Genomic DNA, 20587 nt, shown 5'->3' with positions numbered 1-20587 from the left:
TCGTAAGTATTAGTCGTAGTAGAGCTGATTATTTAATTGAATTACTTGATCTACGCTTGTATTGTTCATATGCATTATGCATGCGGTATATGTTTACTTGCCGAGTTATATGCATGAACATTGTTGTATTAATGATGGAATGTTTGTTGGTTTCAATGTATTGAATTACATATGTTCTCATGTTTATTAATCTACAGGTATTGGTTTATATGTGTCGATATGTATCATATAACCTATATACAAATCTATATGCATACATAGACAAACGCCACTGTTCTTTAGTCTGGGGTTGAAATTGCAATAAAGGAAGGAATTAAAGATGTTTGTGATTTTTATACCTTTTTAGTCATCAAATTGCTCTGGAGTTATCACATATAATGTTTGGGCTTTTTTTATTAAATTATGGATGAATTTGAACCTATATTACTTTGGTGAGAATCCGTTATTCCTCGAAGCATATATCTATTCTTTGGAGATTAAGCGGTTTGGTGCAAACAGATAAATTAAGGAACTCATCATGAAACTAGCCAGTCGTTTTGGACGGGTAAATCAGGTACGGCGTGACCGCCCGTTAACCCGTGAAGAATTAATGCATTACGTCCCCAGTGTTTTTAGTGAGAATAAACACGAATCCCGCAGTGACCGATATACCTGGATACCGACCATCACTATTCTTGAGAATCTGCAGCGGGAAGGTTTTGAGCCTTTCTTTGCCTGCCAGACCCGCGTACGTGACCAGGGCCGACGGGAGCACACCAAACATATGTTGCGCCTGCGTCGTACCGGGCAACTTACCGGGCATCAGGTTCCCGAAATTATCCTCCTCAATTCACATGATGGCTCATCCAGCTATCAGATGCTGCCGGGATTGTTTCGTGGTGTCTGTACCAACGGGCTGGTCTGTGGGCAGTCATTCGGTGAAGTGCGGGTGCCGCATAAAGGGAATGTGGTGGAGAAAGTTATTGAAGGGGCTTATGAGGTACTGGGGATATTCGACCGGGTGGAAGAGAGACGTGATGCCATGCAGTCGGCTCTGTTACCGCCACCAGCGCAGCAGGCGATGGCGAGAGCTGCTCTGCACTATCGTTTTGGAGACGACCACCAGCCCGTCACTACTGCTCAGATACTGACGCCGCGTCGTTACGAAGACCGTAACAACGACCTCTGGACCGTATATCAGCGGGTGCAGGAGAATCTGATGAAGGGAGGGCTGGCGGGGCGTACCGCGCAGGGGCGAAGCAACCGTACCCGTGCTGTGAACGGTATCGACGGCGATGTGAAGCTTAACCGTGCGCTGTGGGTGATGGCAGAGAATATGCTCGAACTGCTGGGGCAGGCATGACTTCGATGCGGAGAAACATACCCGTGAACACAGAAACTCACCCACACCTTCCCTCCGGCCCGTTTACGCGTGAGCAGGCATCAACCATCGCAGCGCAATATGACAATATCGCCATTGAAGACGACCAGGGGACGCATTTTCGCCTGGTTATCCGTTGTGAAGGTGTGATGGTCTGGCGGGCATGGAACTTTGAACCTGAAGCCGGAGTGATGCTGAATCGCTACATCGCACGTTATGGCATCCGCAGGTCCTGACCGGTCTTAACAGACTTCAGTCTCATCCTCTCCCGCCAGCCCTGACCGGCTGGCTTTTTTATTTCCGGAGTCATTAATCATGAACAACGCATTAACGGATAACACCATTCCGACAGACACTCTTTGTGCCATATCTGTTAAAGATGAACAGCGCCTTCGTTTCTGGCCTCAGCATTTTGGTCGTATCCCGCAGTGGATAACCCTCGAACCCCGCATCTTTGCCTGGATGGACCGGTTGTGTGCGGATTACAACGGTGGCGTCTGGGCTTTTTACACTCTCAGCAACGGTGGCGCTTTCATGGCTCCGGAAGAGAGTGACGGTCCCTGGTCGCTGTTCAATATCCTGAATGGTAACGGGGCTGAAATGAGCGCTGAAGCTGCGGGTATTGCGGCCTGTCTGATGGCTTACAGCCACCATGCCTGCCGCACGGAGTGCGATGCCATGACGGAACACTATTACCGTCTGCGCGACTATGCGCTGAACCACCCTGAGTGCAACGCCATTATGCACATCATCGACTGAGGTACTGCACCATGGAAAAACAGTTACCGTTGTTTGCATATGAACTGACGTCATCAGCACAACAGACCATTCGCGAGGCGCTGGCTCTGCTGGAGCGCCAGTTACGTGAGCCCGGCGCATCGTTTACCTCCAGCAGCTCAGTACGTGACTGGTTACGGCTTCAGCTGACCATGGAGGAAAGAGAGGCATTTGTTCTGATGCTGCTGGATAACCAGCACCGGCTGATTACGCACGAAACGCTGTTCAAAGGCACCATCAGCCATACCGAAGTCCATCCACGGGAAGTGGTGAAAGCCTCCCTGAAATACAATGCGGCAGCGGTGATTGTTGCTCACTGTCATCCTTCAGGTCATGCCGAACCCAGTCAGGCTGACAGACGGGTGACAGAGCGTCTGAAGAACGCTCTGGACCTTGTGGGTGTGCGTCTCCTGGACCACCTCGTCATCGGCGGAATGGATATCGTCTCGTTTGCTGAACGGGGCTGGTTATAAGGGAGGAGTATTAATGAAAATTATCAGTAAGCGTCAGGCAATGGCGATATACCGCCAGCATCCCCGGTCCCGGTTATTTCGCTTCTGTACGGGGAAGTACGCGTGGTCCGGCAGTATCTGCCACTATGCCGGTCGCGAGGTGGAAGATATCAGCGGGGTACTGGCCGTATTCGCTGAGCGCCGCCAGGACTGCAACGGCCCGTATGTCGTATTACGCAGCGTAAGCCTGAATTAATTCACGATTAAGGAGAACTACATTTTGTCGAAGAAAACCACGATAACAACGCATGATATCAGCGAACCCTGGTGGGGGCTCAGGCGCAGTGTCTCCCCGTGTTTTGGTGCCCGTCTGGTCCAGGAGGGAAACTCCCTGCATTATCTGGCTGACCGTGCGAACTTTGATGGTCAGTTCTGCGATGCGGATTTGCGCCACCTTGACCAGGCTTTCCCGGTATTGATGAAACAACTGGAGTTAATGCTCACCAGCGGTGAACTGAATCCACGGCACAAGCACCGCGTTACGCTGTATGCAAAAGGTCTGACCTGCGAAGCCGATACGCTCGGTTCGCACGGCTACGTTTATATCGCGATTTATCCCACTCCCGTCGCCACGGCATAACACTGTAATACTTCGCCCTTCAGCGCACACATCTTCCCAGTAAAGAGATAACGTTTATGCAAACCAAATCATCCCCTTTAATGCGGGCGGCATCGTCACGTCCCTCTCCCGCTGGTGTCTGGCAGACTCTGCTGACCTGCCTGCTGGAACACCATTATGGCCTCACGCTTAGCGATACGCCGTTCAGTGATGAACAGGTGATTCAGCAACATATCGACGCGGGTATCTCGCTGGCCGATGCCCTGAATTTTATTGTAGAGAAGTACGAACTGGTCCGCACTGACCGTCCAGGCTTCAGCATCAGGGAGCAGTCTCCGTTTATTACGGCGATTGATATCCTCCGGGCCAGAAAGGCTACGGGGCTGATGAACCGTGGCACGTATAAAGAGGTGACAGCCATTACCCGGGGACAGTATCCGCAGGCCAGCACTTCAGAAAAGCAATGATGTGGATGAAACGAACCGCATCCCGCAAGTACATCAATACCAGCCCTGACCGGCTGGTGTTTTTCTGACTATAAAGGAGAGAAATAATGGTCGCGCAAAATGTTAATGAACCCGAAGTATTAACCGGGCACACCGGTGTGATTTGCTCCACCAGCATTGAACGTATTGTCACAGGCCGTAATGCTGCACTGACACGGATTGAGGCGCTAATTCGTCAGCTTGATGACGTTTCCCAACTTACTCTCGGGATTGGTGGCGACGTAGCTAATCATTGGGTGATGCGGCAGGGCCATTCTTTCGACTGCTGGTTGGTGCAACCTGTAGATAAAGCGATGCCAGTCATCACCCGCAATATCGACTGCAGCATCTGGCGCGATCTGATGTTGAAGTCAGGGATGCTGACATTGATGGATGCTGAGGCGCGTAGCCAGTGGGCTAAGAACCTCGAAGAGGGCGATCTCCCAGCAATCAGCGAAGCGAATATCCTGAGTACCTTTGAGCAACTTCATCTCAACAAACAGGAGGTCTTCGAGCGTGGCATCATCAATGTGTTCAGGGGATTAAGCTGGGATTACAAAACCAATAACCCCTGTTACTTCGGCAAGAAGATTATCGTTAACAATCTGGTGAAGTACGATAAATGGGGCTATAACCTGAGCTGGGGCTGGCGGCGTGACCAGTTAGCCGATCTGGAGCGCATGTTGTTCCTGCTGGATGGTAAAACCATTCCCGATAACCGGCACGATGTGACTATCCGACTGATGGATTTCATTCGCGATAATCCACGACTGCAGGTATTCGGAGATGATCTCTTCACTATTCGCCTTTTCCAAAAGGGTAGTGGTCATATCTCGTTTAAGCGTATGGATCTGGTAGAGAAGATGAACAACATCGTAGCGAAGCACTATCCGGGGATGCTGGCAGCACAGTGATTTACAGTTATAATCATCAGATTCGAAATCGTTTGTTTTTTCAGCGAAATACGATTGGGGGCCTAATTGGGGGCTCCTGAGTTTTTCGAACAGAAAAATATCCAGTTATAGCAAGGGTTGCAAGGCTTCTATTCGAATCCTGTAGGGTACCATTAAGAATCAACTACTTATCAACTTCCTCCGACTGCTGATTTTTCCTTGTGGGACATATTTGGAACATCTTCCTCAAAAATAGAGTCAATTTGCCGCGCATGCTCCGTTAAATGATTAGGTGCCAGGTGAGCATATCGGCGGACCATTTCGATGCTTTCCCATCCACCCATTTCCTGAAGTACAGAAAGCAGAACGCCCGACTGAATTAACCAACTGGCCCACGTATGTCTCAGGTCATGAAATCGGAAGTCTTCAATTCCTGCCCGTTTGCATGCTGAGTTCCACGCCCGGTTGTCGTCAACTCGCATTTTCCTTACCGCTGGCGTTAATGAGCGATCCGGTCGATGCCATGCTTTCGTGTGAACGAACACCCATTTATTATGATTGCCTATCTGCACACGTATCGTCTTGCATGCAGTCTCATTCAGCGCCACGCCAATAGCGCGGTTTGATTTGCTGTCTTCCGGGTTAACCCAGGCAACGCGACGCTGCATGTCGATTTGCTGCCATTCCAGATTGATGATGTTCGACCGACGCAGGCCGGTTGCCAGCGCAAACTTAACAACCGACTTTAGCGGTTCCGGACATTCATCAATCAGCCTTTTCGCCTCTTCATGCTCAAGCCACCGAACGCGCTTATTTCTCACTGACGGTATCTTGATGACTGGCGCTTTCTCCAGCCATTTCCAGTCGCGCTCTGCGGCTCGCAGGATAGCTTTCATCAACGCCAGATGCTTTACCTTTGTCGATGTCGTGACCGGCTTGGGCTCAAATACTGGCGCTTCCTTACCCTTCCTCTTTGCAGATTCAACTTTCTGCTGCCATATCTCCTTTGCTTTCCTGTTTTGCATCCTGCTCACCGCGGCGTAAATCTTCGCCTCAGTGATATCCTTTATCCTTACTCCTTCAAAATGCTCAAGCCAGAATCCCATCCGGCCTTTATTAGTATCGACCGATTTTTTGTCTGCTTTCTCTTCCAGCCAGCGCAAGCAAGATTCTTCAAAAGTCACATCAGGAAAGTCACCGAGTCTGTCTACTCGCCAGAGTTCGGCCTTTCTTTTGTCGTGCAACTCCTGTGCTTGCCGCTTGTCCGCTGTCCCAAGAGATTCCTTAATTCGCTTCCCGCCCGGGAGCGGGTACGAGGCGTACTATATTTCACCGCTGCGGAAGATGGACATTTGCGATCCTCTTATGTGCATCACCCGCGCTCACGTCGATAGTATGCAGCGGTGAGTTGAGGGCCGCAATGCATGCCTGGCGAGTAGTGAGGAAAGGGGATTTTGGTTTGGTGGGGTCTTTTCGTGTGGCTTGCAGGCGGCCTGAGCGTATCCAGTTAGTGGCGGTAGGTCTGGATATTTGCAGAAATGCGCAGGCCTCATCGAGCGTGAGGCTGTGTAATTCCATGGTTATCCGGACGCTCAATTGGCTGGTGTCCAAAAAACATCCCGATATCGTCTGAGATAACAGCCTTGGTCGCTCTCGAAGTGGTTTTGGCACCAAAATCCATCTGGCGACAGATGGAAACGGTCTCCTGTTGAACATTGTGTTAGGCTCGGGTCAGGCTCATAAAAGCCAGTTTGCATTGCGTCTTCTGGACGCCATTGGTGTTCAGCGTTAGAGCGGCAGCATGAAACGTCGTGGTTAAGAGTGTTGGCTGATGAACCGTACTCACGTCATGCAATACGTCACGATTTGAAATTAAAGGTATAAAGAAGTTATCCTGCGAAAATATAATAAAAAAATGGCGCTGGACGGACGTTCACAATTCGATCGTGATACCTATCGTAATCGCACTGTTTTATCGAAGGTTATGTAATTAAGGGGCGCCGCCTTGCATTGAATTATTGAATTCATGACGCCAAGTAAAACATGGGAGCTGCGATTTATAACTAAGCTTGTTCTAAAAATAGCGCTAAAACCTGGCGCAAGAAACTTTTTGTTAATGGCTACAAGCCCTGGAGTTGTTATTTTAGATAGATTGAGCATATTTAAAATAAATTCAATTAGTCCTTGATTAATGGATTTGTTAAGTGGGGTTTTAATATCAAGAAGGTGGCGTGATACGTTATTTTATCAAAGAGGGGTTCATAATATATCAAAAAAAATTGTCAGTCTATCTTCATTTACTCATTGATTTGTAGATTCGAAAATATATTTAATGTTCAGGTAAGATAAGTTTTAATTGTAATTGAGGTATATCTTCAGTTTAAGTGTGAACGTTTTGAGATAATAGAGGTTATGTATAAAAGTGAGCGGCTATGTTGAGGTTACATGGTGAATTCAATAAATTAAATAGTGATGCATTATAAATAAATATGATCATGAGTATATATGCTAACGATTGAACTCATGTATATGAGTATACGATAGTAATTCAATTTTTTATATTTGTTTTACTGTATGAAATATCAAGTAAACGATATTATTACATGCAAAAAATAAGGTATCATCGCTGAAGATATTATGAATTATTTTTGTGGGGCTCAGAAAAATACAAAATTAATTTTATCTTGAATTGAAGAGGGGGCAAGAAGCCTTCATCTCGTAAACTTTAAGTATGAATCACTGGGTTGTGAGCTTTAACGTTTAATTTTATATGTGGGGAGGGTGTTTAAATAAAAATTATAATGTATACGTTTGAATGCAAAGTGAATGATTGTATGCCAATAAATTGAAATCTGTTAATCTAGTGGATTTTAAATAATTCAAGGTTAGTTGGTGGGGTTTTAATATCAAATATTTGATGTTTAAGATGCAGATTTATTGATTGAATATGATTCTTTATGAGGTTTATTGCGTGAAGTTTCTTAAGGCTTTAAAGATTATGAGGGGTTTTTAAAACTGATGATGCATAAATTGATTTTGTACAAGGTACTTGTGATCATTAGTATTTATAATTGAGTGAGATTAATGATATGGTGTTAATATCATTTTCATTTTTGTAATACAGTTTAAATTTCCATCTTGTATTAATATGTCAGAGTATAAATCATGAAAAAATGGAAGTGTTCTCGAAAGCCACAACCCTATAAAGTCCCAGCAGAAGTTATCGGAACCATTTTTGAGGAGGCCCCCCTTTATATAATTATTGCATACTGGGCATTGTGTCAAAAGAAGCCGGTGACTGTTAATGATGTTTGTACAAATTTTAATATCAGTATGCGTAGGGCAATTGATTTATTGGAGTATCTTACTGAGCAAGGAGAGAAGTATGTCAAAGCAGAGTGCTTCCTTATCCCCCAGAGAAAAAATAGTCGTCTCATAAGACGCGCCTGGATAGTTACTAAGATAGATTTAGGATAAAGATTAATACGTAGAAATACAGGTTTTTTCTTGACGTGCATTCACTAATTAAATTTTTTTCATTAAGGTTGCGATTAATCCTATACTACCTTTGTAATCTATTTGTCATTATTGTGAGTTCTGTTAAGCAACTAAAATATCCAAATGTAAATAGTTATTAGTAATGATTTCTATGCTAATGTTACAATTTCAAACTCTCAGCCATGGTAATAAGAAAGATGCTGTGCGGTAATTATTTTGTTGTGTTTAGGAAATGAGGGAGTATGTATAATTAAAAAATGCACATGAGTCCTGCTTATTTTATATGCATATAGCTAAAAATTTAAAATTTTAATAAATAATTCAGATGTGATTTACCTTCAAGTTTTGCTTTTACATAAGTTGGTTGATAGATAACTTCAGATACAGTCAATTTAAAAAAAACACCATAATATTTTATTATGAATTTCATATTAGAAAGCTAAAGCGTTAATACAAACCATGATCTATAGATGCTTATATATAGCTCTTGCATATTTATATGAAAGATATTAATCTTAGAATCTTGGTTAGAAAGTCAAGTGTGCCAGTAATATAATTATTTGGATATGATTTGTGTAATGTTTTTTAATTAAAAAGGCATAGTGAGTTCAGTTATTTTATTTTAAAGTTGATTATCTTATTTTTGAAATCCTGCCATTACCACTTAAAAACATAGTGCAGTTTCTTCCAGAGGATTTCCCTTCATAGAGAGCTTGGTCAGCTTTTCTAATCGATTCTTCCAAAGCCTCCATTGGCAAGACTTTTACAAGTCCAGCGGTAAATGTGATATTAATTATTTCATCTTTAAAATGAAAATCTAAATTGATAATTTTCTTACGTATACGCTCAGCAGCATAACAAGCCTTTTTATCTGAAATTACATTAAGAAGTATTATAAATTCTTCACCTCCATACCGGAAAACCATGTCTGTATTTCTAATCAAGCTTCTTAAGTGTTTGGCAAAGTATTTCAAAACTAAATCACCAGCTAAATGACCGTAACTGTCGTTTATCATCTTGAAGTAATCAATATCCAACAGTAGAAGATAAGTGATTTCATCATTTTTTTTATATCTGGACCCAGTGAAATACTCATCAAGAAGTTTGCGTGAAGGAAGCCCTGTCAAAAAATCATATGAGGAACGCAATTTTAATAAATGCTCTTTGTATTTATCAAGTTTCCCTATAAATTCCAAAAGAGAATTTTCAAAATTTAATAATAATGTGTCTCGGTTTCTTTCTTGTTTAATCGTGAGTAATAATGTCCTGCATGTTTGGTGTAGTTTTATATGGCTATCATTGATGCTTTGAAGATAATTGTAGTCTTGATGCTCAGACGTAAAAAAGGATTTCAACCATCGTCCGAAACTACAATATTTATATGATTCTTTATTAAATATGTCTGCTGAGATAAATTCGTCCCTAGCAATGCATTCTATAATATGTACTAACCATCTAAAATGACTTTCTGTTGCTTTGCTAAGCTCCATAATATGTGAATCAACTTTATCAAAATCTACACATCTCAATAATTTCATCTATTTTCATCCATAAGATAAACGCTTTTAATTCCTGGTTTGACCAAGAATTCTAAATAAGTACGCTGAAAGAAATTTATAATCTGAAGTCAAAGAGATTCTTAACTTTATTTTTGTACGCTCTTAGAATATCTTTAAATTATTTTTGTGATTCTTTCACTATTTTTCGCCCTCCAGTCCATAATGTCTTTGTAAAGAAGTACTGCGCCTGGATGTATATTTTGGAAACCGCAATTTCTCAGTAATATTATTTTAAGTGAATAAATGTACTTTGAGGTTACGCCTAATGATTCTGCAAGTTCTTTTATTGGGAAACCTTCATTTAATTTTGTGAAAATTTCTTTTTCTAAGGGGTGGATATTTCTTAAACTAAACCTTTTATTGCTTGCTCTGTTCAGTATAATTAATAAATCCATAATCTTTATACGATCTGAAATAATCCATGGGAAGTTTTCAGTTACCCTCACTTCTTTGGTGTTTTCATGGCTGGTGAGAATTATACATTTGCATTTATTAAGCTTGTGATAATTTAATATTTTATGGCGAAGATTGTTATTTGATATATTTAAGATAACTAAATCATTTTTTGATGAGATATCTATATCTAAACAACAGCTATATGCTTCTAGTAAGTGAAGTTTGCATGAAATAGCTTTCTCTAAGCCCTTAATTCCCTGGAGGAACCAAATGTTATCTGAAATGAAAATATTTCTCATGGTATTCTCGCTTTAATCCATCTTAATAAAAAATAACCTAAAAAAAACTTTTAATACAATCGTTATTATCGATCGATTAGTTGCCTGTGATAGCTTTGGGATATCAATTGCAATTTTTTGATCGTTTAAACCAATTTGAAATTATTAGTATTTACTTAAGATTTTTTTATGGAAGAAAAATCCCATTTAATGGAATATATGGTTATTATCTATAACTTATTGAATTTTATAAGTGAATTTTCCTGTTTTTACAAAATGATTTATAACTAATTATTTATAGTCTGAATAGTTAAATTTTATCGATGACTTTTAGTTCAATAATCTCCTTTCAATATGTGATAATTATCTTTTGATATTGATCTGTTACATAAATACAAAAAAAATTTTTTTTTGTGTCTGAAGTTGTTTTGATTTAACTCAATGCCTGTAGTTCATATGAAAACTCATTTTTTGTCCGTGAACAATTGAGTAAAATATTGCTAATATAAGAATTTAGTATAAAAGTGATGTCGCTTAGTATTTCGTTATTCATAGAACATATTTGAAAGGAAATGTAGTTTAGGCAGAATAAAATTGAACATTAAAGAAAAAATGTGTAAGCCTCCCGGTAAAACTGTCTATTCAATTTTTGAGAGCTTCCGACATACTGATTATGTCTCCTAAGGAGATCGTCATGCGTGAAGCCTGTATCTCTGAAGTCTTGTACTACAACTGGAAAACAAAGTATGGTGGTATCGAAGCTTATGATTTTAAAAAGATGAAAGACCTCGAGGAAGAAAACCATCTGCTGAAACTAATGTTTTCTGATCTCATGATTGAATGTCGGGCACTTAAAGATGTCATCGAAAAAAACTTTAAAACCAGCGATAAAGCGTGAACTCGTCAGCTATCAGAAAGAGATATTCTCGATGAGCATACGCCAGGTATGCAGGGTTTTATTGTTGAGCAGGAAAGTGTATTTCTATCGCCTTGATAACGAGCGTGATGAACTGCTTATCCAGGTATTAACTGAGCTGGCAGAGCGTACCCGCGGTATGGTATTAAGAAGCTCTTTCAGTTTCTGCGCAGGCAGGACAACAGCTGGAACCATAAGCGCATTCACCGGATCTACTGCCTGAAATGAGTTTTCGTCGTAAGGGAAATCAACTTCTACCTATGCGTAACCCGGAACCACTGGCAACACCTGTGGCACTAAACCAGAGTTGGTCGACAGACTTTATGCATGTTGCGCTGGTCTGTGGCAGAAGCTTCCGGATCTTCAACGTGATGGATGAGTTTAACCGTAAAGCACTGGTGATCTAAATTGACTTGAAGATCCCGGCGCAGCGGGTTGTGAGAGAGCTGGACAGGATAGAGGTAAACCGAGGATATCCGCCGAAGATACGGATGGACAACGGGCCAGATACGGTTTCTTCTGACAGTGATTATGGCAAATGCAGACCTCGTGAAGCTCTGATTGAAACCAAAAAAGGTATCTCAACCTTCCGTTGGAAAATTAATAATGAACAATATAAATTTATTGAAAAATAAAATCGATACTAAGGTCATGAACTTTGTATTATTGTCCGTTGTCACTGGTGGTATTTATTCCATTATGTGGCTATTTCTGAATCAGCCAAAATTAGCCGAGGAAATGAAAAGTGAGTTTGTCCTAAAGACTATCCACTATGGTTCGATATCGCTAGGGGATCTGGCTAGTTATTATCAGATATTAGTTTAGCAATAAGCAAGGACATGACTGTATTTGATTATCTCTCCACACAACTTTCTCTTGCATCGACAGTGATTATTATAAGGGCATTCAAATCGAAATCAGTGTTACAGGCTTACGCTTTAAATGAGTTTAAATTTGAATTGAAGATGAATCCATTCTACAAGTTTATCTTTAGTATCTATTATATCGTGTGTTGCATTAATGACATGTAATCACAATCGCAGTAATAAAATATTATTTACAGTAAACAGAATAACTGGTATCTCATCTTGATGAGACCTGTAATAATGCCAGAACTCTTCGCTTTTTATAATGCAGATATCCTGGCTTTGACACCGAAAATACATATTAAGAAAGTTTGCGCTCGCGGTAGATGTATGGTTTTCGACGGTAAGTCCTGTGTCAGAGGTACGTTCGAGTAAATATAAAATATTGTCAGCCTTCCGCATTAACAAACGGATGGCTGATTGATTATATTCTATAGCCTAACTTTGTAATACTATAAAATATTTAGGATTTACAGGATTAAATACAATTAGAAACAGTATCGCAACGCAAATATTATCATCCCACAGATTTTCAATCATTAATTCATTGCTGTAATTACATAGGCCAGAGCAATAATATCAGTTCAATGCATAACCGCTAATTTGATATAGCACTTTATCTTTGCCTGAGAAAAATTTACTGGTCTCTTTTACTTTTATTCGATTTTTAAATAGTTATGAACATTTGCAAACTTTGCCCCTTTAATATTCATTTTTCTAACAGAATAACAGGTGTTGAATCATGGGCGCTGGTGACAGTAATTTCAGTCTGGTAGAGACTTTTCAGTACGGGCTCAGTCAGTACTTCCTGCGGGGTTCCATTATGAATCACCAGACCTTTTTCCAGCAGGATGATTCGGTCGGCGTAGCGCGCGGCCAGGTTAAGGTCGTGCAGCACGCAACAGACGTTAAAGTGTCGTTCCTGTACCAGTTGGCGTAGCAGACGGAACAGATGCTGCTGATGGTGAATATCCAGCGCCGACGTCGGTTCGTCCAGAAACAGCCATTTTGGCGACGGTTCCGGATCCCACAACTGGACCAGCAACCGCGCCAGCTGCACCCGCTGCTGTTCGCCGCCGGAGAGGTGGCGATAGTCGCGTGATGCCAATTCGCTGCAGCCGCACAGCGTCATAATATGTTCAGTCTCATCGCGAGAGTTACGGGTACAATGCGGGTGGCGGCCCATGCGGATCACCTCTAAAACGGTGAATGGAAACGCCATATGAAAGTTCTGCCGCATTACCGCGCGTACCTTCGCTAGCTCCGCCGTCGGCCACCCGTTTAATGGCCTCCCAAACAGTGAGCAGTGACCACTGTCCGGTTGCAAATAGCCGGTAAGCTGGCGTAGTAAGGTTGACTTGCCCGCGCCGTTAGGCCCCAGAATCGCCACGATTTCACCGCCGGGCAGCGTCAGTGAGACGTTATTCGTCAGGCGACGCCCATTGAGGCTGTAGGTAAGGTTCCGGGCATCAATCATAGCGCTCTCCGTGTTCGCAGAATAAGCCATAAAAAGTACGGGCCGCCGATCAGGCTGGTCAACAGACCTACCGGCATTTCAGCAGGCTGTACCAGCGTGCGAGCCAGCGTGTCTGCAACCAACAGCAGGCAGGCACCTGCGAGGGTGGAACAGGGCAGCAGCCAGCGGTGGTCAGCGCCGATGCTCATACGGATCAGGTGGGGGACCACCAGGCCGATGAAACCAATAACGCCGCTCACCGAGACGGCGGCACCGACGAGCAGCGAGCTGAGCAACAGCAACTGCTGGCGCTTACGTTTAACGTTGATGCCGAGGTAGTGAGCCTCTTCATCACCCAGTTGCAAGAGATTTAGCGTGCTGGCGAGCCAGCCAGTGGCGATTATAGCCGGGAGGGCAAACGAGGCGGCAACAAGCAGCGTAGGCCACTGTGCTTGCCCCAGGCTGCCCATCATCCAGAGTGTCAATTGGCGCAGTTGCTGTTCATCGCCGACGTAGCTCAGTACGCCAATAGCCGCGCCACATAGAGCGTTGATAGCGATACCTGCCAGCAACAGTTGCATCATACCGCTGTGGCTTTGGCGCATGTTGATCAGAAAGATGACTGCGCAGACCACCAGGCTACCGGCGACGGCAAAGATCATCTGTTCATACAGCATCACAATTGCCGGTAAAGAAATTGGGAAGATAATTGCCACGCCGACCATCAGCGCCGAGCCGCTGCTGACACCGAGCAGGCCAGGGTCGGCCATTGGGTTGCGGAATAATCCCTGCATAATGACCCCAGCCGTTGCCAGCGCGCCGCCCACCAGTACAGCCAGCAGCACGCGCGGCAGACGAATATTGAGCCAGATATCGCGATACTGCTCATCCAGCAAGGAGGCAAAGGTGATTTTTAGCGCCCCCTGGCTGGCCCCCACAAGTATGAGGGCCGCAAGCATCAGCAACAGGCCGATAAATACGCTGAAGGAAGAGTGTGAATCCCTGAACACGCGAATCTCCATAACATCGATGCGGTGCTGCCTGGCAGCGTCGCGACGAGATTAAACCGGTTTAAGGTCCGGTTGAACCAGACTGTAAGCCTGTTGGTTTAGTGCCGGGTCAGCGTCCAGAGCCTGAATATGCGCGGCCACGTCGGCACGCTGGACAAAACCGTGTACTTCCTGCTGCTGGAAGCGTTGCGCTTTGCCGGTAGCGTCTCCGTTCAGCAATCCGCCCGGGCGCAGAATGGCGTAGTCCAGCGTGCTGGTTTGCAGCCAGCTTTCCGCGAGGCTTTTTTCCCGAACGGCCTGACCAAATGCCGCTTTGGCGCGATCCGAAAGGAACTGCCAACTCTCTCCGCAACCCAGCGATGAAACGAGGATCATGCGGCGAATGCCCGCTTTCTCCGCTTCATCAATCACCGTACGGTGCGCCTGATAGTCTTGCGCGCCGCCCATCGTGGAAATCACCGTCGCTGCCGGGCCTGCTGCCTGGCAGGCCTGTGCTACGCTCTCGGCATTGCAGGCATCGCCAATCACGACCTGAACGCCTTTTGCTTCCAGGCGAACGGCGGCTTCCGGGTTACGCACCAGCGCGATGACCGGGCGTTTTTCTGCCAGCGCTCGCTCGACCGTCAGCGCCCCAACGCCTTGACCACCCGCCCCGAAAATCAACCATGGGCTCATCAAGCTTCCCCTTTCAGCACGGTGGCCAGAGTGCGGAAGGCGTCAACCTGCTCGCTCAGCAGCTGACGGTGCTCGTCGCGACCAAGGAAGATTTTGAACATCGCGCTGCCCGCCGCGTTGAAGAACAGAATGGAGGCGGTATCCATGGCCATAAATTTGCGCTCAACGAGGGCAATATGGGTGCAGTTTTCGGCCTTAATATGGCCGGTCATGCCTTTTTTACCGCGCAGGTTGAAGTAGCCGTGCCGGTGGAAGCCTGACGGAAGCTCGCCGGTAAACTCCAGAATTACATCGGCGGAGTGAACCAGTGTGGTGACCTTGCCCCATTCACAAACAGTATCCCAGACAGTATCAAACTTGTCGCCGGTTACCAGGGTGTGGGACGGCACGTTTTTTACCACCTCCAGCAGGGTGGTATTGTACTGCCCGGCGATAGCTTCCAGAGTGCCGTCTGGCTCGGTTTTCAAAAAGTCCTGCAGAGAAAGGTTGCTCATCATTAACTCCAGCTATGGGGTTTCTACCGCAATGTGCGGTGCGTTAAGCTCCTGAATCAGTTCATCAAGAGACTGTAAAATATTGCTTGCCCAGAAGCGTCCTTCATTGGTCAGACGCAGGCAGGTTGAGTCATCTAGTGTCAGCCCGGCGCGGTGCCACTGTGCCAGCAGCGGGACAAGGCGAACGGCGTGCGGCGTGAGTGCTTCCAGCGGAACGCGCGCGGTTTCAACGCCGGACTGCAGCGTATGGCGCCACTGGAACCCGCGGTCAGCGGTGCGCATCATCATCATCAGCGGCTTTTTGCCTGCGGCGATTGATTCGTGCCAGCTGTTCAGGTTGCGGTCGACCATCCACGAATAGCCGTTCACCGAGCCACCCGCGCCGGAACCCAGCGCCAGGCAGTCTGCGCCTTGCTTGATCAGCAGGTTGTAGAGGTTGCGTTCGCGGGTGGTGCGCGCCCAGTGGCTGTTGCTGATACAGCGCCAGCCGGCCTGGTCCATAAAGTCGCAGCCCTGAAGATAGAGGTCACGGCGCTCGGCGGGTTGCGGCACGCTGGTGCGGCCGTTCTCAACTGCTTTACCGAGCGGTGTGTTGGGCAGCAGGTTGAGGGCGTAGAGGTCGACGCCGTCGAGGCCGATATCGCGGGCGATGGTCAGATCCTCCCCCCATAGTCTGGCATTCTGCCCCGGCAGGCCAAATAGCAGGTCGCATACCACCGCCGCACGGTCACGTCGCACCAGTCCTTCCATAAAGGCGATGGCGGTCGGGCCGTCGGAGGTGCGGGCCATCTTTTTACGAATTCTGCTGTTAAATGACTGAATACCTATAGAAAAACGGTTGGCTCCAGCGTCGAGACAAGCGTTGATGCGCGCGTCGTTGAAGTTCAGCACTCGCCCTTCAATGGTTATCTCACAGTCCGGCGCCAGCGGCAGCCTCTCGCGTAAAGCGGTGATAATCCGCGCCAGGTCGCGCGCTGAGAGTGCAGACGGTGTGCCGCCGCCAAAATAGACCGCGTGAATTGGTGCGGACTGATGCAGCACGCTGTCGGCTTCCATCTCAATCTCACGCAGCAGCGCATCGGTGTAGCGCGAGCAGTGATCTTCTTCGTAGCGGTTCTGGTAAAAACCGCAGAAGGTGCAGTGGGTCGCACAAAACGGAATATGCAGATACAGCAGGCGCTTACGCGACGGTGTTGTGTGGCTTAGCACCTCCAGCCAGGTCTGCTCCATTTGCTCTTTAGCAATCGGGATTGCACCGCGCCATGGCATAGTGGCCCGGCGGTCTTTGAAGGGTTGACTGCCCTCAAGCGCAAAGTGCGGGGTGAGATCCAGCTCGTATGTCATATTCAGCATAACGGATTTTTCAACGTCCTTTAGTTTGGCCAAAACTGGCTGTGCAGCGTTTCAACGGCGTCGGCAACGCGTGGACCCATCCCCAGGATTAGCGCCTGATCGAGAATAATGATCCGTTTGTTTTTCCACGCAGCGGTACGAGTGATCCCGGCAATTGTGCTCAGGCGGTTGATGTCGCCTTCAACCATCTGTGAGGTCACGATGATCACCTGCGGATTGGCGGCAATCAGCGCCTCAGCACTGTAGCTGCGATACTGTGGATGCTGCGCCACATTCTGGGCGCCAGCGAGCGTCATAATGGCGTCGGCTACGCTACCCTGACCCGCCACCTGCGGCGCGCTGCCGCCCGCGCTGAGGATAAACAGCGCTTTGACTGGTGCTGATTTGCTGACGCTGCTCTGCGCCACTTTTTCCAGACGCTGGCGGATATCGTTAATCAGCGCGTTACCTTGTTCTTCAACGCTCAGCGTTTTCGCCAGCGTGTGGATGTTGGCGTACATCTGCTCGACAGTTGCCGGGACGCGCGGCAGGGTGACGACATCGACTTTCTGCGACCGCAGTTGATCGAACACCAGCTGCGGACCGGCGTCCTGCCAGGTAATAAAGCGGTCCGGGCGCAGTGACAAAATGCTTTCGCTACTGAGCTGTTTCCAGTAACCAATATGTGGAAGCGCGGCGGTTTCCGGCGGGTAAGAGGTGGTTTCATCCACTCCAACCACGTGGTTACCTGCGCCTATCGCATAAATTAGTTCGGTGAGCGAACCGCCCGCCACCACAATGCGCCCGGCAGCCTGGGCGCTTAGCGCACAGGTAAGAGCCAGCAGTCCAATGGCTATTTTTTTAATCATCAGAAGTTCCACGCAAAGCCGATAGCCGCATTAAAGCCCGCCGCAGGAATAGATTCGTGCGCCGTGCGGTAGCGTTTATCGGCCAGGTTGTTGAGGGCCAGATTGACCTGATACTGGTCTTCAGTGCCGAATTCGGTGTTGACCGCGAGGTTCAGCGTCGCCCAGCCAGGCGTGCGGACTTCTTTGCTGCCAGTGTCATCTTTGGCGCTTGAAGCTGCGCGGATAAAGACATCGGAGGTCACATTAGCCTGACTCAGCATCAGCGTGTGTTTCACCCCGATGCGGCCGTTGACGCTGGGTTCGCCAGTATTGGTGGTTTTCAGCGTCTGGCCTTCGTACTGACGGTGGATCAGGTTGCCGCTAACGTAAGGTGAAACAACCCAGCCGTTATATTCCGCACTCAGCTCCATACCCCAGGTTTTGGCTTTGTTGATATTATCGTAGTAGTAATATCCGCCGCGTGAGGAGGTAGTGTTGCCGTTGCACAGTGCCTGGCCAGAGCAGGCGATGCTGGCAATATAGTCTTTTGCTTCCGAGTAATAGACCGCCCCGTCAACCAGCCACAGATTGTCGTTGTAACGTATACCCAGTTCGAAGTTGTTGGAGTGTTCAGCTTTCAAATTCGGGTTGCCGTAGGTGGTACCGCCACCCGCAGCCGTTTGCATAAACAGCTGGGAGAGCGTCGGGAAGACGTAACCCTGGGCAAAGGCGGCGCGCAGTTCAATGTTGTCAAAACCGGAGTAACGCAGGCTGGTTGAGGTGACCAGCTCGCTGTCGTTCGTCGACTGTTTCGGGATAGAGGTGTCGCTGCTGATGCCCGAAGCCGTGGATTGTCCGTCGCCGCGGGTTAGTTTTGAAGAAAGCCAGTACTGGCGAGCGCCCAGTGTCCATGTCCAGTTATCCGCAAAGCGCCAGTCATTTTGTGCAAACAGGGAGGTATTGCTCTGCTCGGACTCGTAGTAGGAGCGGGTCTGCGTTTCGGTATTGATGAATCCGGTGACAGATTTATTCGTCGTGTTGCCGTCCGAGGTTTGGGAGACGCGGTCGCGCTTGTACTGCGCGCCCAGAACCAGCTCGTTATTGGCCGGAAGAGAGAAATTGCTCTGTAGTGTGATGCCCTGAGTGTACTGCTTATCACGGGTCTGGGTCTGATTATGCACTGTTAATGCCTGAATCATCGGGCTTGGTATGGGCTGTGTTGTTTTCACCTCATTCTCAAACTGACGCTCAATAGTCTGCTGATAGGCATCAATATGGATTTTTTTCAGATAGTCACCGCCCACGTCCATATCGTAGAACAAGCCGACTTTTTCACGTTCCAGCTTCGGAATCTTCACGCTGAAGGCATCGTATTCGCCGTCTGGATCTTCAAAATAGGTCTGGGTGGAGAGCCTGTAGCGGTCAAGCGACAGGCCAAAATGCTGGTTATCGAGGTTATAACCCAGCCAAACAGCCTGGCTGTTGTTACGGTTGTGGGTATTCGGCAGACGACCGTCCGGTGTCTTGCGGTCGCCCTGATCGGAATAACTGCCGTTAATACGGTAATCAAACTGGCCGATACTGCCCCAGGCAGCGGCGGACTCTTCCCAACTGGCGGTTGAGGAGTTGTAGACCGCTTTCACCGTCCCGGCGACGGGCTTATCGCCGCCTTTTTTGGTGATAAAATTCACCACGCCGCCGATGGCCTGAGAGCCGTACAGTACAGAGTAAGGGCCTTTTACCACTTCGATGCGCTCCAGCGCTGATTCGTCAATCAGAAGGCCAACGCCGTAGTTGTCCCCGGCGCGCTGATAGGTGACCTCCTGACCATCGATCAGAATCAGCACGCGGGAAGAGGCTTCACCGCGAATACGGATCTGCTTACGTCCTGCCAGCGCATTATCAGTGACTTCAACACCCGGAATATCCTGCAGGTCATCAGCAATTGAGGTACTGGTGGAGTTTTGTAACGTCTGATGATCGATGACCTGAATGGTTGCCGGGCTTTCCCAGAGGCTGCTTTCCGAGCGGTTCGCCGTAACGACAAGGGTCTCTTCTTTGCTGGTTTTGTTTTGTGCGGTGGATACTGTGGCTGCTGAAACGGCACCTGCAATAAACAATGGCAGGGCAGAGAGTACTAATGCCCCTCGAGAAAGTGTTGTGATACGCATCATTGACCCTATGAATGAGTATGATAATAATAATTAGTATCAATTACACTTACATATGAAGGTATGAAACGTCCAGCCTTAAAGGTTTAAATAAAATGCATCTTTGATTTGAGTCAACTTATGACTTAGGGGCTGTATAAGTCAAACTTTTGAATCCTCACGGGTTTAACAGACTCCTCAGAGTCATTTAAAATGGCTCAAAGAGAAGCCCGCAGCGATATTTTTGATTACATCGAAATTTTTATAACAGTAAGTGTCGGCATGGCTTGAGTGATTAGATGCCACTGACGGAATATAATAATTAATATTATCAATAACTAAGAAATATCCAGATTATCCGTGGCGATTCAAAGCGCTGGCTAGTTAACTGGCTAAAGGTCTTAAAAACGAAGCTGATCTTATCTAGTTGTGCATTATCCATATGGTGCGTAACAGCCAGGAAGGACTACAAAGCTGTCACCGGTGGCCTGAAGGTGTTTATCAGGCCTTGGCCGAGAGGCGA

General features: G+C 46.7%; 19 protein-coding genes and 3 pseudogenes. 11 read left to right on the top strand and 11 right to left on the bottom strand.

What is annotated here, in order from left to right:
• Nucleotides 1-517 precede the first annotated feature (517 nt).
• From HV127_RS15810 to HV127_RS15775, 8 genes are all read left to right on the top strand, one after another.
• Entirely contained in the window at nucleotides 518-1342 is an 825-nt protein-coding gene (locus HV127_RS15810) for a DUF932 domain-containing protein (protein WP_182237184.1), read from the top strand.
• Between the two features lie 5 nt (nucleotides 1343-1347).
• Nucleotides 1348-1596, top strand: coding sequence for a DUF905 domain-containing protein (locus HV127_RS15805; RefSeq protein WP_182240684.1), 249 nt, complete (start codon nucleotides 1348-1350; stop codon nucleotides 1594-1596).
• A gap of 79 nt (nucleotides 1597-1675) precedes the next feature.
• Nucleotides 1676-2119, top strand: a complete 444-nt coding sequence (locus HV127_RS15800) for an antirestriction protein (protein WP_182237182.1) — start codon at nucleotides 1676-1678, stop codon at nucleotides 2117-2119.
• Between the two features lie 11 nt (nucleotides 2120-2130).
• A complete protein-coding gene (gene radC, locus HV127_RS15795) occupies nucleotides 2131-2610 on the top strand; it encodes a DNA repair protein RadC (RefSeq protein ID WP_181218772.1) in 480 nt (159 codons plus the stop codon).
• A gap of 13 nt (nucleotides 2611-2623) precedes the next feature.
• Nucleotides 2624-2845, top strand: coding sequence for a DUF987 domain-containing protein (locus HV127_RS15790; RefSeq protein WP_182237180.1), 222 nt, complete (start codon nucleotides 2624-2626; stop codon nucleotides 2843-2845).
• 24 nt (nucleotides 2846-2869) lie between these two features.
• A complete protein-coding gene (locus HV127_RS15785) occupies nucleotides 2870-3229 on the top strand; it encodes a type IV toxin-antitoxin system YeeU family antitoxin (protein ID WP_275944519.1) in 360 nt (119 codons plus the stop codon).
• A gap of 56 nt (nucleotides 3230-3285) precedes the next feature.
• Nucleotides 3286-3675 carry a TA system toxin CbtA family protein gene (locus tag HV127_RS15780; protein ID WP_182237178.1) on the top strand — a complete coding sequence of 130 codons (390 nt, stop codon included), beginning with the start codon at nucleotides 3286-3288 and terminating at the stop codon, nucleotides 3673-3675.
• An 86-nt stretch (nucleotides 3676-3761) separates the two neighbouring features.
• The gene (locus HV127_RS15775) at nucleotides 3762-4607 is read left to right on the top strand and encodes a DUF4942 domain-containing protein (protein WP_182237176.1); all 846 of its coding nucleotides are present in this window, start codon (nucleotides 3762-3764) and stop codon (nucleotides 4605-4607) included.
• Between the two features lie 170 nt (nucleotides 4608-4777).
• Here HV127_RS15775 and HV127_RS15770 read toward each other — a convergent pair.
• Nucleotides 4778-5938: pseudogene (locus HV127_RS15770) on the bottom strand (site-specific integrase).
• Nucleotides 5916-6164, bottom strand: a complete 249-nt coding sequence (locus HV127_RS15765; protein WP_182237174.1) for a helix-turn-helix domain-containing protein — start codon at nucleotides 6162-6164, stop codon at nucleotides 5916-5918. The pseudogene HV127_RS15770 and the gene HV127_RS15765 overlap by 23 nt, the downstream one beginning before the upstream one ends.
• 31 nt (nucleotides 6165-6195) lie before the next feature.
• Between HV127_RS15765 and HV127_RS31730 the strand changes: the two are divergent.
• Nucleotides 6196-6567 (top strand): annotated as a pseudogene (locus tag HV127_RS31730) (transposase); the annotation flags it as partial.
• A gap of 2149 nt (nucleotides 6568-8716) precedes the next feature.
• On the opposite strand, the gene HV127_RS15750 reads toward HV127_RS31730, so the two are convergent.
• Nucleotides 8717-9622 (bottom strand): diguanylate cyclase, encoded by a 906-nt coding sequence (locus HV127_RS15750; protein ID WP_182237169.1) that lies wholly within the window; start codon nucleotides 9620-9622, stop codon nucleotides 8717-8719.
• 134 nt (nucleotides 9623-9756) lie between these two features.
• Nucleotides 9757-10338: a hypothetical protein gene (locus HV127_RS15745; RefSeq protein ID WP_182237167.1), complete on the bottom strand. Its 582-nt coding sequence runs from the start codon at nucleotides 10336-10338 to the stop codon at nucleotides 9757-9759.
• A 670-nt stretch (nucleotides 10339-11008) separates the two neighbouring features.
• Here HV127_RS15745 and HV127_RS15740 point away from each other — a divergent pair.
• Both HV127_RS15740 and HV127_RS15735 read left to right on the top strand, forming a co-directional pair.
• Nucleotides 11009-11751: pseudogene (locus HV127_RS15740) on the top strand (DDE-type integrase/transposase/recombinase); the annotation flags it as partial.
• Entirely contained in the window at nucleotides 11725-11868 is a 144-nt protein-coding gene (locus HV127_RS15735) for a hypothetical protein (RefSeq protein ID WP_182240897.1), read from the top strand. The pseudogene HV127_RS15740 and the gene HV127_RS15735, both read left to right, overlap by 27 nt.
• 940 nt (nucleotides 11869-12808) lie before the next feature.
• Here HV127_RS15735 and HV127_RS15730 read toward each other — a convergent pair.
• The 7 genes from HV127_RS15730 to HV127_RS15700 are packed head-to-tail and all read right to left on the bottom strand — an operon-like array spanning nucleotide 12809 to nucleotide 20085.
• Entirely contained in the window at nucleotides 12809-13576 is a 768-nt protein-coding gene (locus HV127_RS15730; RefSeq protein WP_142981151.1) for a heme ABC transporter ATP-binding protein, read from the bottom strand.
• Nucleotides 13573-14565 carry an iron ABC transporter permease gene (locus HV127_RS15725; protein WP_208431198.1) on the bottom strand — a complete coding sequence of 331 codons (993 nt, stop codon included), beginning with the start codon at nucleotides 14563-14565 and terminating at the stop codon, nucleotides 13573-13575. The genes HV127_RS15730 and HV127_RS15725 overlap by 4 nt, the downstream gene beginning before the upstream one ends.
• Before the next feature lie 51 nt (nucleotides 14566-14616).
• Complete coding sequence (locus tag HV127_RS15720; protein ID WP_139538895.1) at nucleotides 14617-15240, bottom strand: SDR family oxidoreductase; 624 nt, start codon at nucleotides 15238-15240, stop codon at nucleotides 14617-14619.
• Nucleotides 15240-15734, bottom strand: a complete 495-nt coding sequence (gene hutX, locus HV127_RS15715) for a heme utilization cystosolic carrier protein HutX (RefSeq protein WP_182240678.1) — start codon at nucleotides 15732-15734, stop codon at nucleotides 15240-15242. The genes HV127_RS15720 and hutX overlap by 1 nt, the downstream gene beginning before the upstream one ends.
• A 12-nt stretch (nucleotides 15735-15746) precedes the next feature.
• Nucleotides 15747-17087 (bottom strand): heme anaerobic degradation radical SAM methyltransferase ChuW/HutW, encoded by a 1341-nt coding sequence (gene hutW, locus HV127_RS15710; protein WP_182237165.1) that lies wholly within the window; start codon nucleotides 17085-17087, stop codon nucleotides 15747-15749.
• 20 nt (nucleotides 17088-17107) lie between these two features.
• Nucleotides 17108-17935 (bottom strand): ABC transporter substrate-binding protein, encoded by an 828-nt coding sequence (locus HV127_RS15705; protein ID WP_180349579.1) that lies wholly within the window; start codon nucleotides 17933-17935, stop codon nucleotides 17108-17110.
• Complete coding sequence (locus HV127_RS15700; protein ID WP_182240676.1) at nucleotides 17935-20085, bottom strand: TonB-dependent receptor; 2151 nt, start codon at nucleotides 20083-20085, stop codon at nucleotides 17935-17937. The genes HV127_RS15705 and HV127_RS15700 overlap by 1 nt, the downstream gene beginning before the upstream one ends.
• Between the last annotated feature and the right edge of the window lie 502 nt (nucleotides 20086-20587).

This window comes from Klebsiella sp. RHBSTW-00215, assembly GCF_014103785.1.
Lineage (GTDB): Bacteria > Pseudomonadota > Gammaproteobacteria > Enterobacterales > Enterobacteriaceae > Klebsiella.
The sequence above is the reverse complement of the archived record's forward strand: the minus strand, read 5'-3'. Positions and strand labels throughout refer to the sequence as shown.

Excerpts from the sequence above, each read along its gene's own strand:
- HV127_RS15810 (WP_182237184.1), top strand. The coding sequence starts at position 518 with ATGAAACTAGCCAGTCGTTTTGGACGGGTAAATCAGGTACGGCGTGAC.
- HV127_RS15805 (WP_182240684.1), top strand. The coding sequence starts at position 1,348 with ATGCGGAGAAACATACCCGTGAACACAGAAACTCACCCACACCTTCCC.
- HV127_RS15800 (WP_182237182.1), top strand. The coding sequence starts at position 1,676 with ATGAACAACGCATTAACGGATAACACCATTCCGACAGACACTCTTTGT.
- radC (WP_181218772.1), top strand. The coding sequence starts at position 2,131 with ATGGAAAAACAGTTACCGTTGTTTGCATATGAACTGACGTCATCAGCA.
- HV127_RS15790 (WP_182237180.1), top strand. The coding sequence starts at position 2,624 with ATGAAAATTATCAGTAAGCGTCAGGCAATGGCGATATACCGCCAGCAT.
- HV127_RS15780 (WP_182237178.1), top strand. The coding sequence starts at position 3,286 with ATGCAAACCAAATCATCCCCTTTAATGCGGGCGGCATCGTCACGTCCC.
- HV127_RS15775 (WP_182237176.1), top strand. The coding sequence starts at position 3,762 with ATGGTCGCGCAAAATGTTAATGAACCCGAAGTATTAACCGGGCACACC.
- HV127_RS15765 (WP_182237174.1), bottom strand. The coding sequence starts at position 6,164 with ATGGAATTACACAGCCTCACGCTCGATGAGGCCTGCGCATTTCTGCAA.
- HV127_RS15750 (WP_182237169.1), bottom strand. The coding sequence starts at position 9,622 with ATGAAATTATTGAGATGTGTAGATTTTGATAAAGTTGATTCACATATT.
- HV127_RS15745 (WP_182237167.1), bottom strand. The coding sequence starts at position 10,338 with ATGAGAAATATTTTCATTTCAGATAACATTTGGTTCCTCCAGGGAATT.
- HV127_RS15735 (WP_182240897.1), top strand. The coding sequence starts at position 11,725 with ATGGACAACGGGCCAGATACGGTTTCTTCTGACAGTGATTATGGCAAA.
- HV127_RS15730 (WP_142981151.1), bottom strand. The coding sequence starts at position 13,576 with ATGATTGATGCCCGGAACCTTACCTACAGCCTCAATGGGCGTCGCCTG.
- HV127_RS15720 (WP_139538895.1), bottom strand. The coding sequence starts at position 15,240 with ATGAGCCCATGGTTGATTTTCGGGGCGGGTGGTCAAGGCGTTGGGGCG.
- hutX (WP_182240678.1), bottom strand. The coding sequence starts at position 15,734 with ATGAGCAACCTTTCTCTGCAGGACTTTTTGAAAACCGAGCCAGACGGC.
- hutW (WP_182237165.1), bottom strand. The coding sequence starts at position 17,087 with ATGCTGAATATGACATACGAGCTGGATCTCACCCCGCACTTTGCGCTT.
- HV127_RS15705 (WP_180349579.1), bottom strand. The coding sequence starts at position 17,935 with ATGATTAAAAAAATAGCCATTGGACTGCTGGCTCTTACCTGTGCGCTA.
- HV127_RS15700 (WP_182240676.1), bottom strand. The coding sequence starts at position 20,085 with ATGCGTATCACAACACTTTCTCGAGGGGCATTAGTACTCTCTGCCCTG.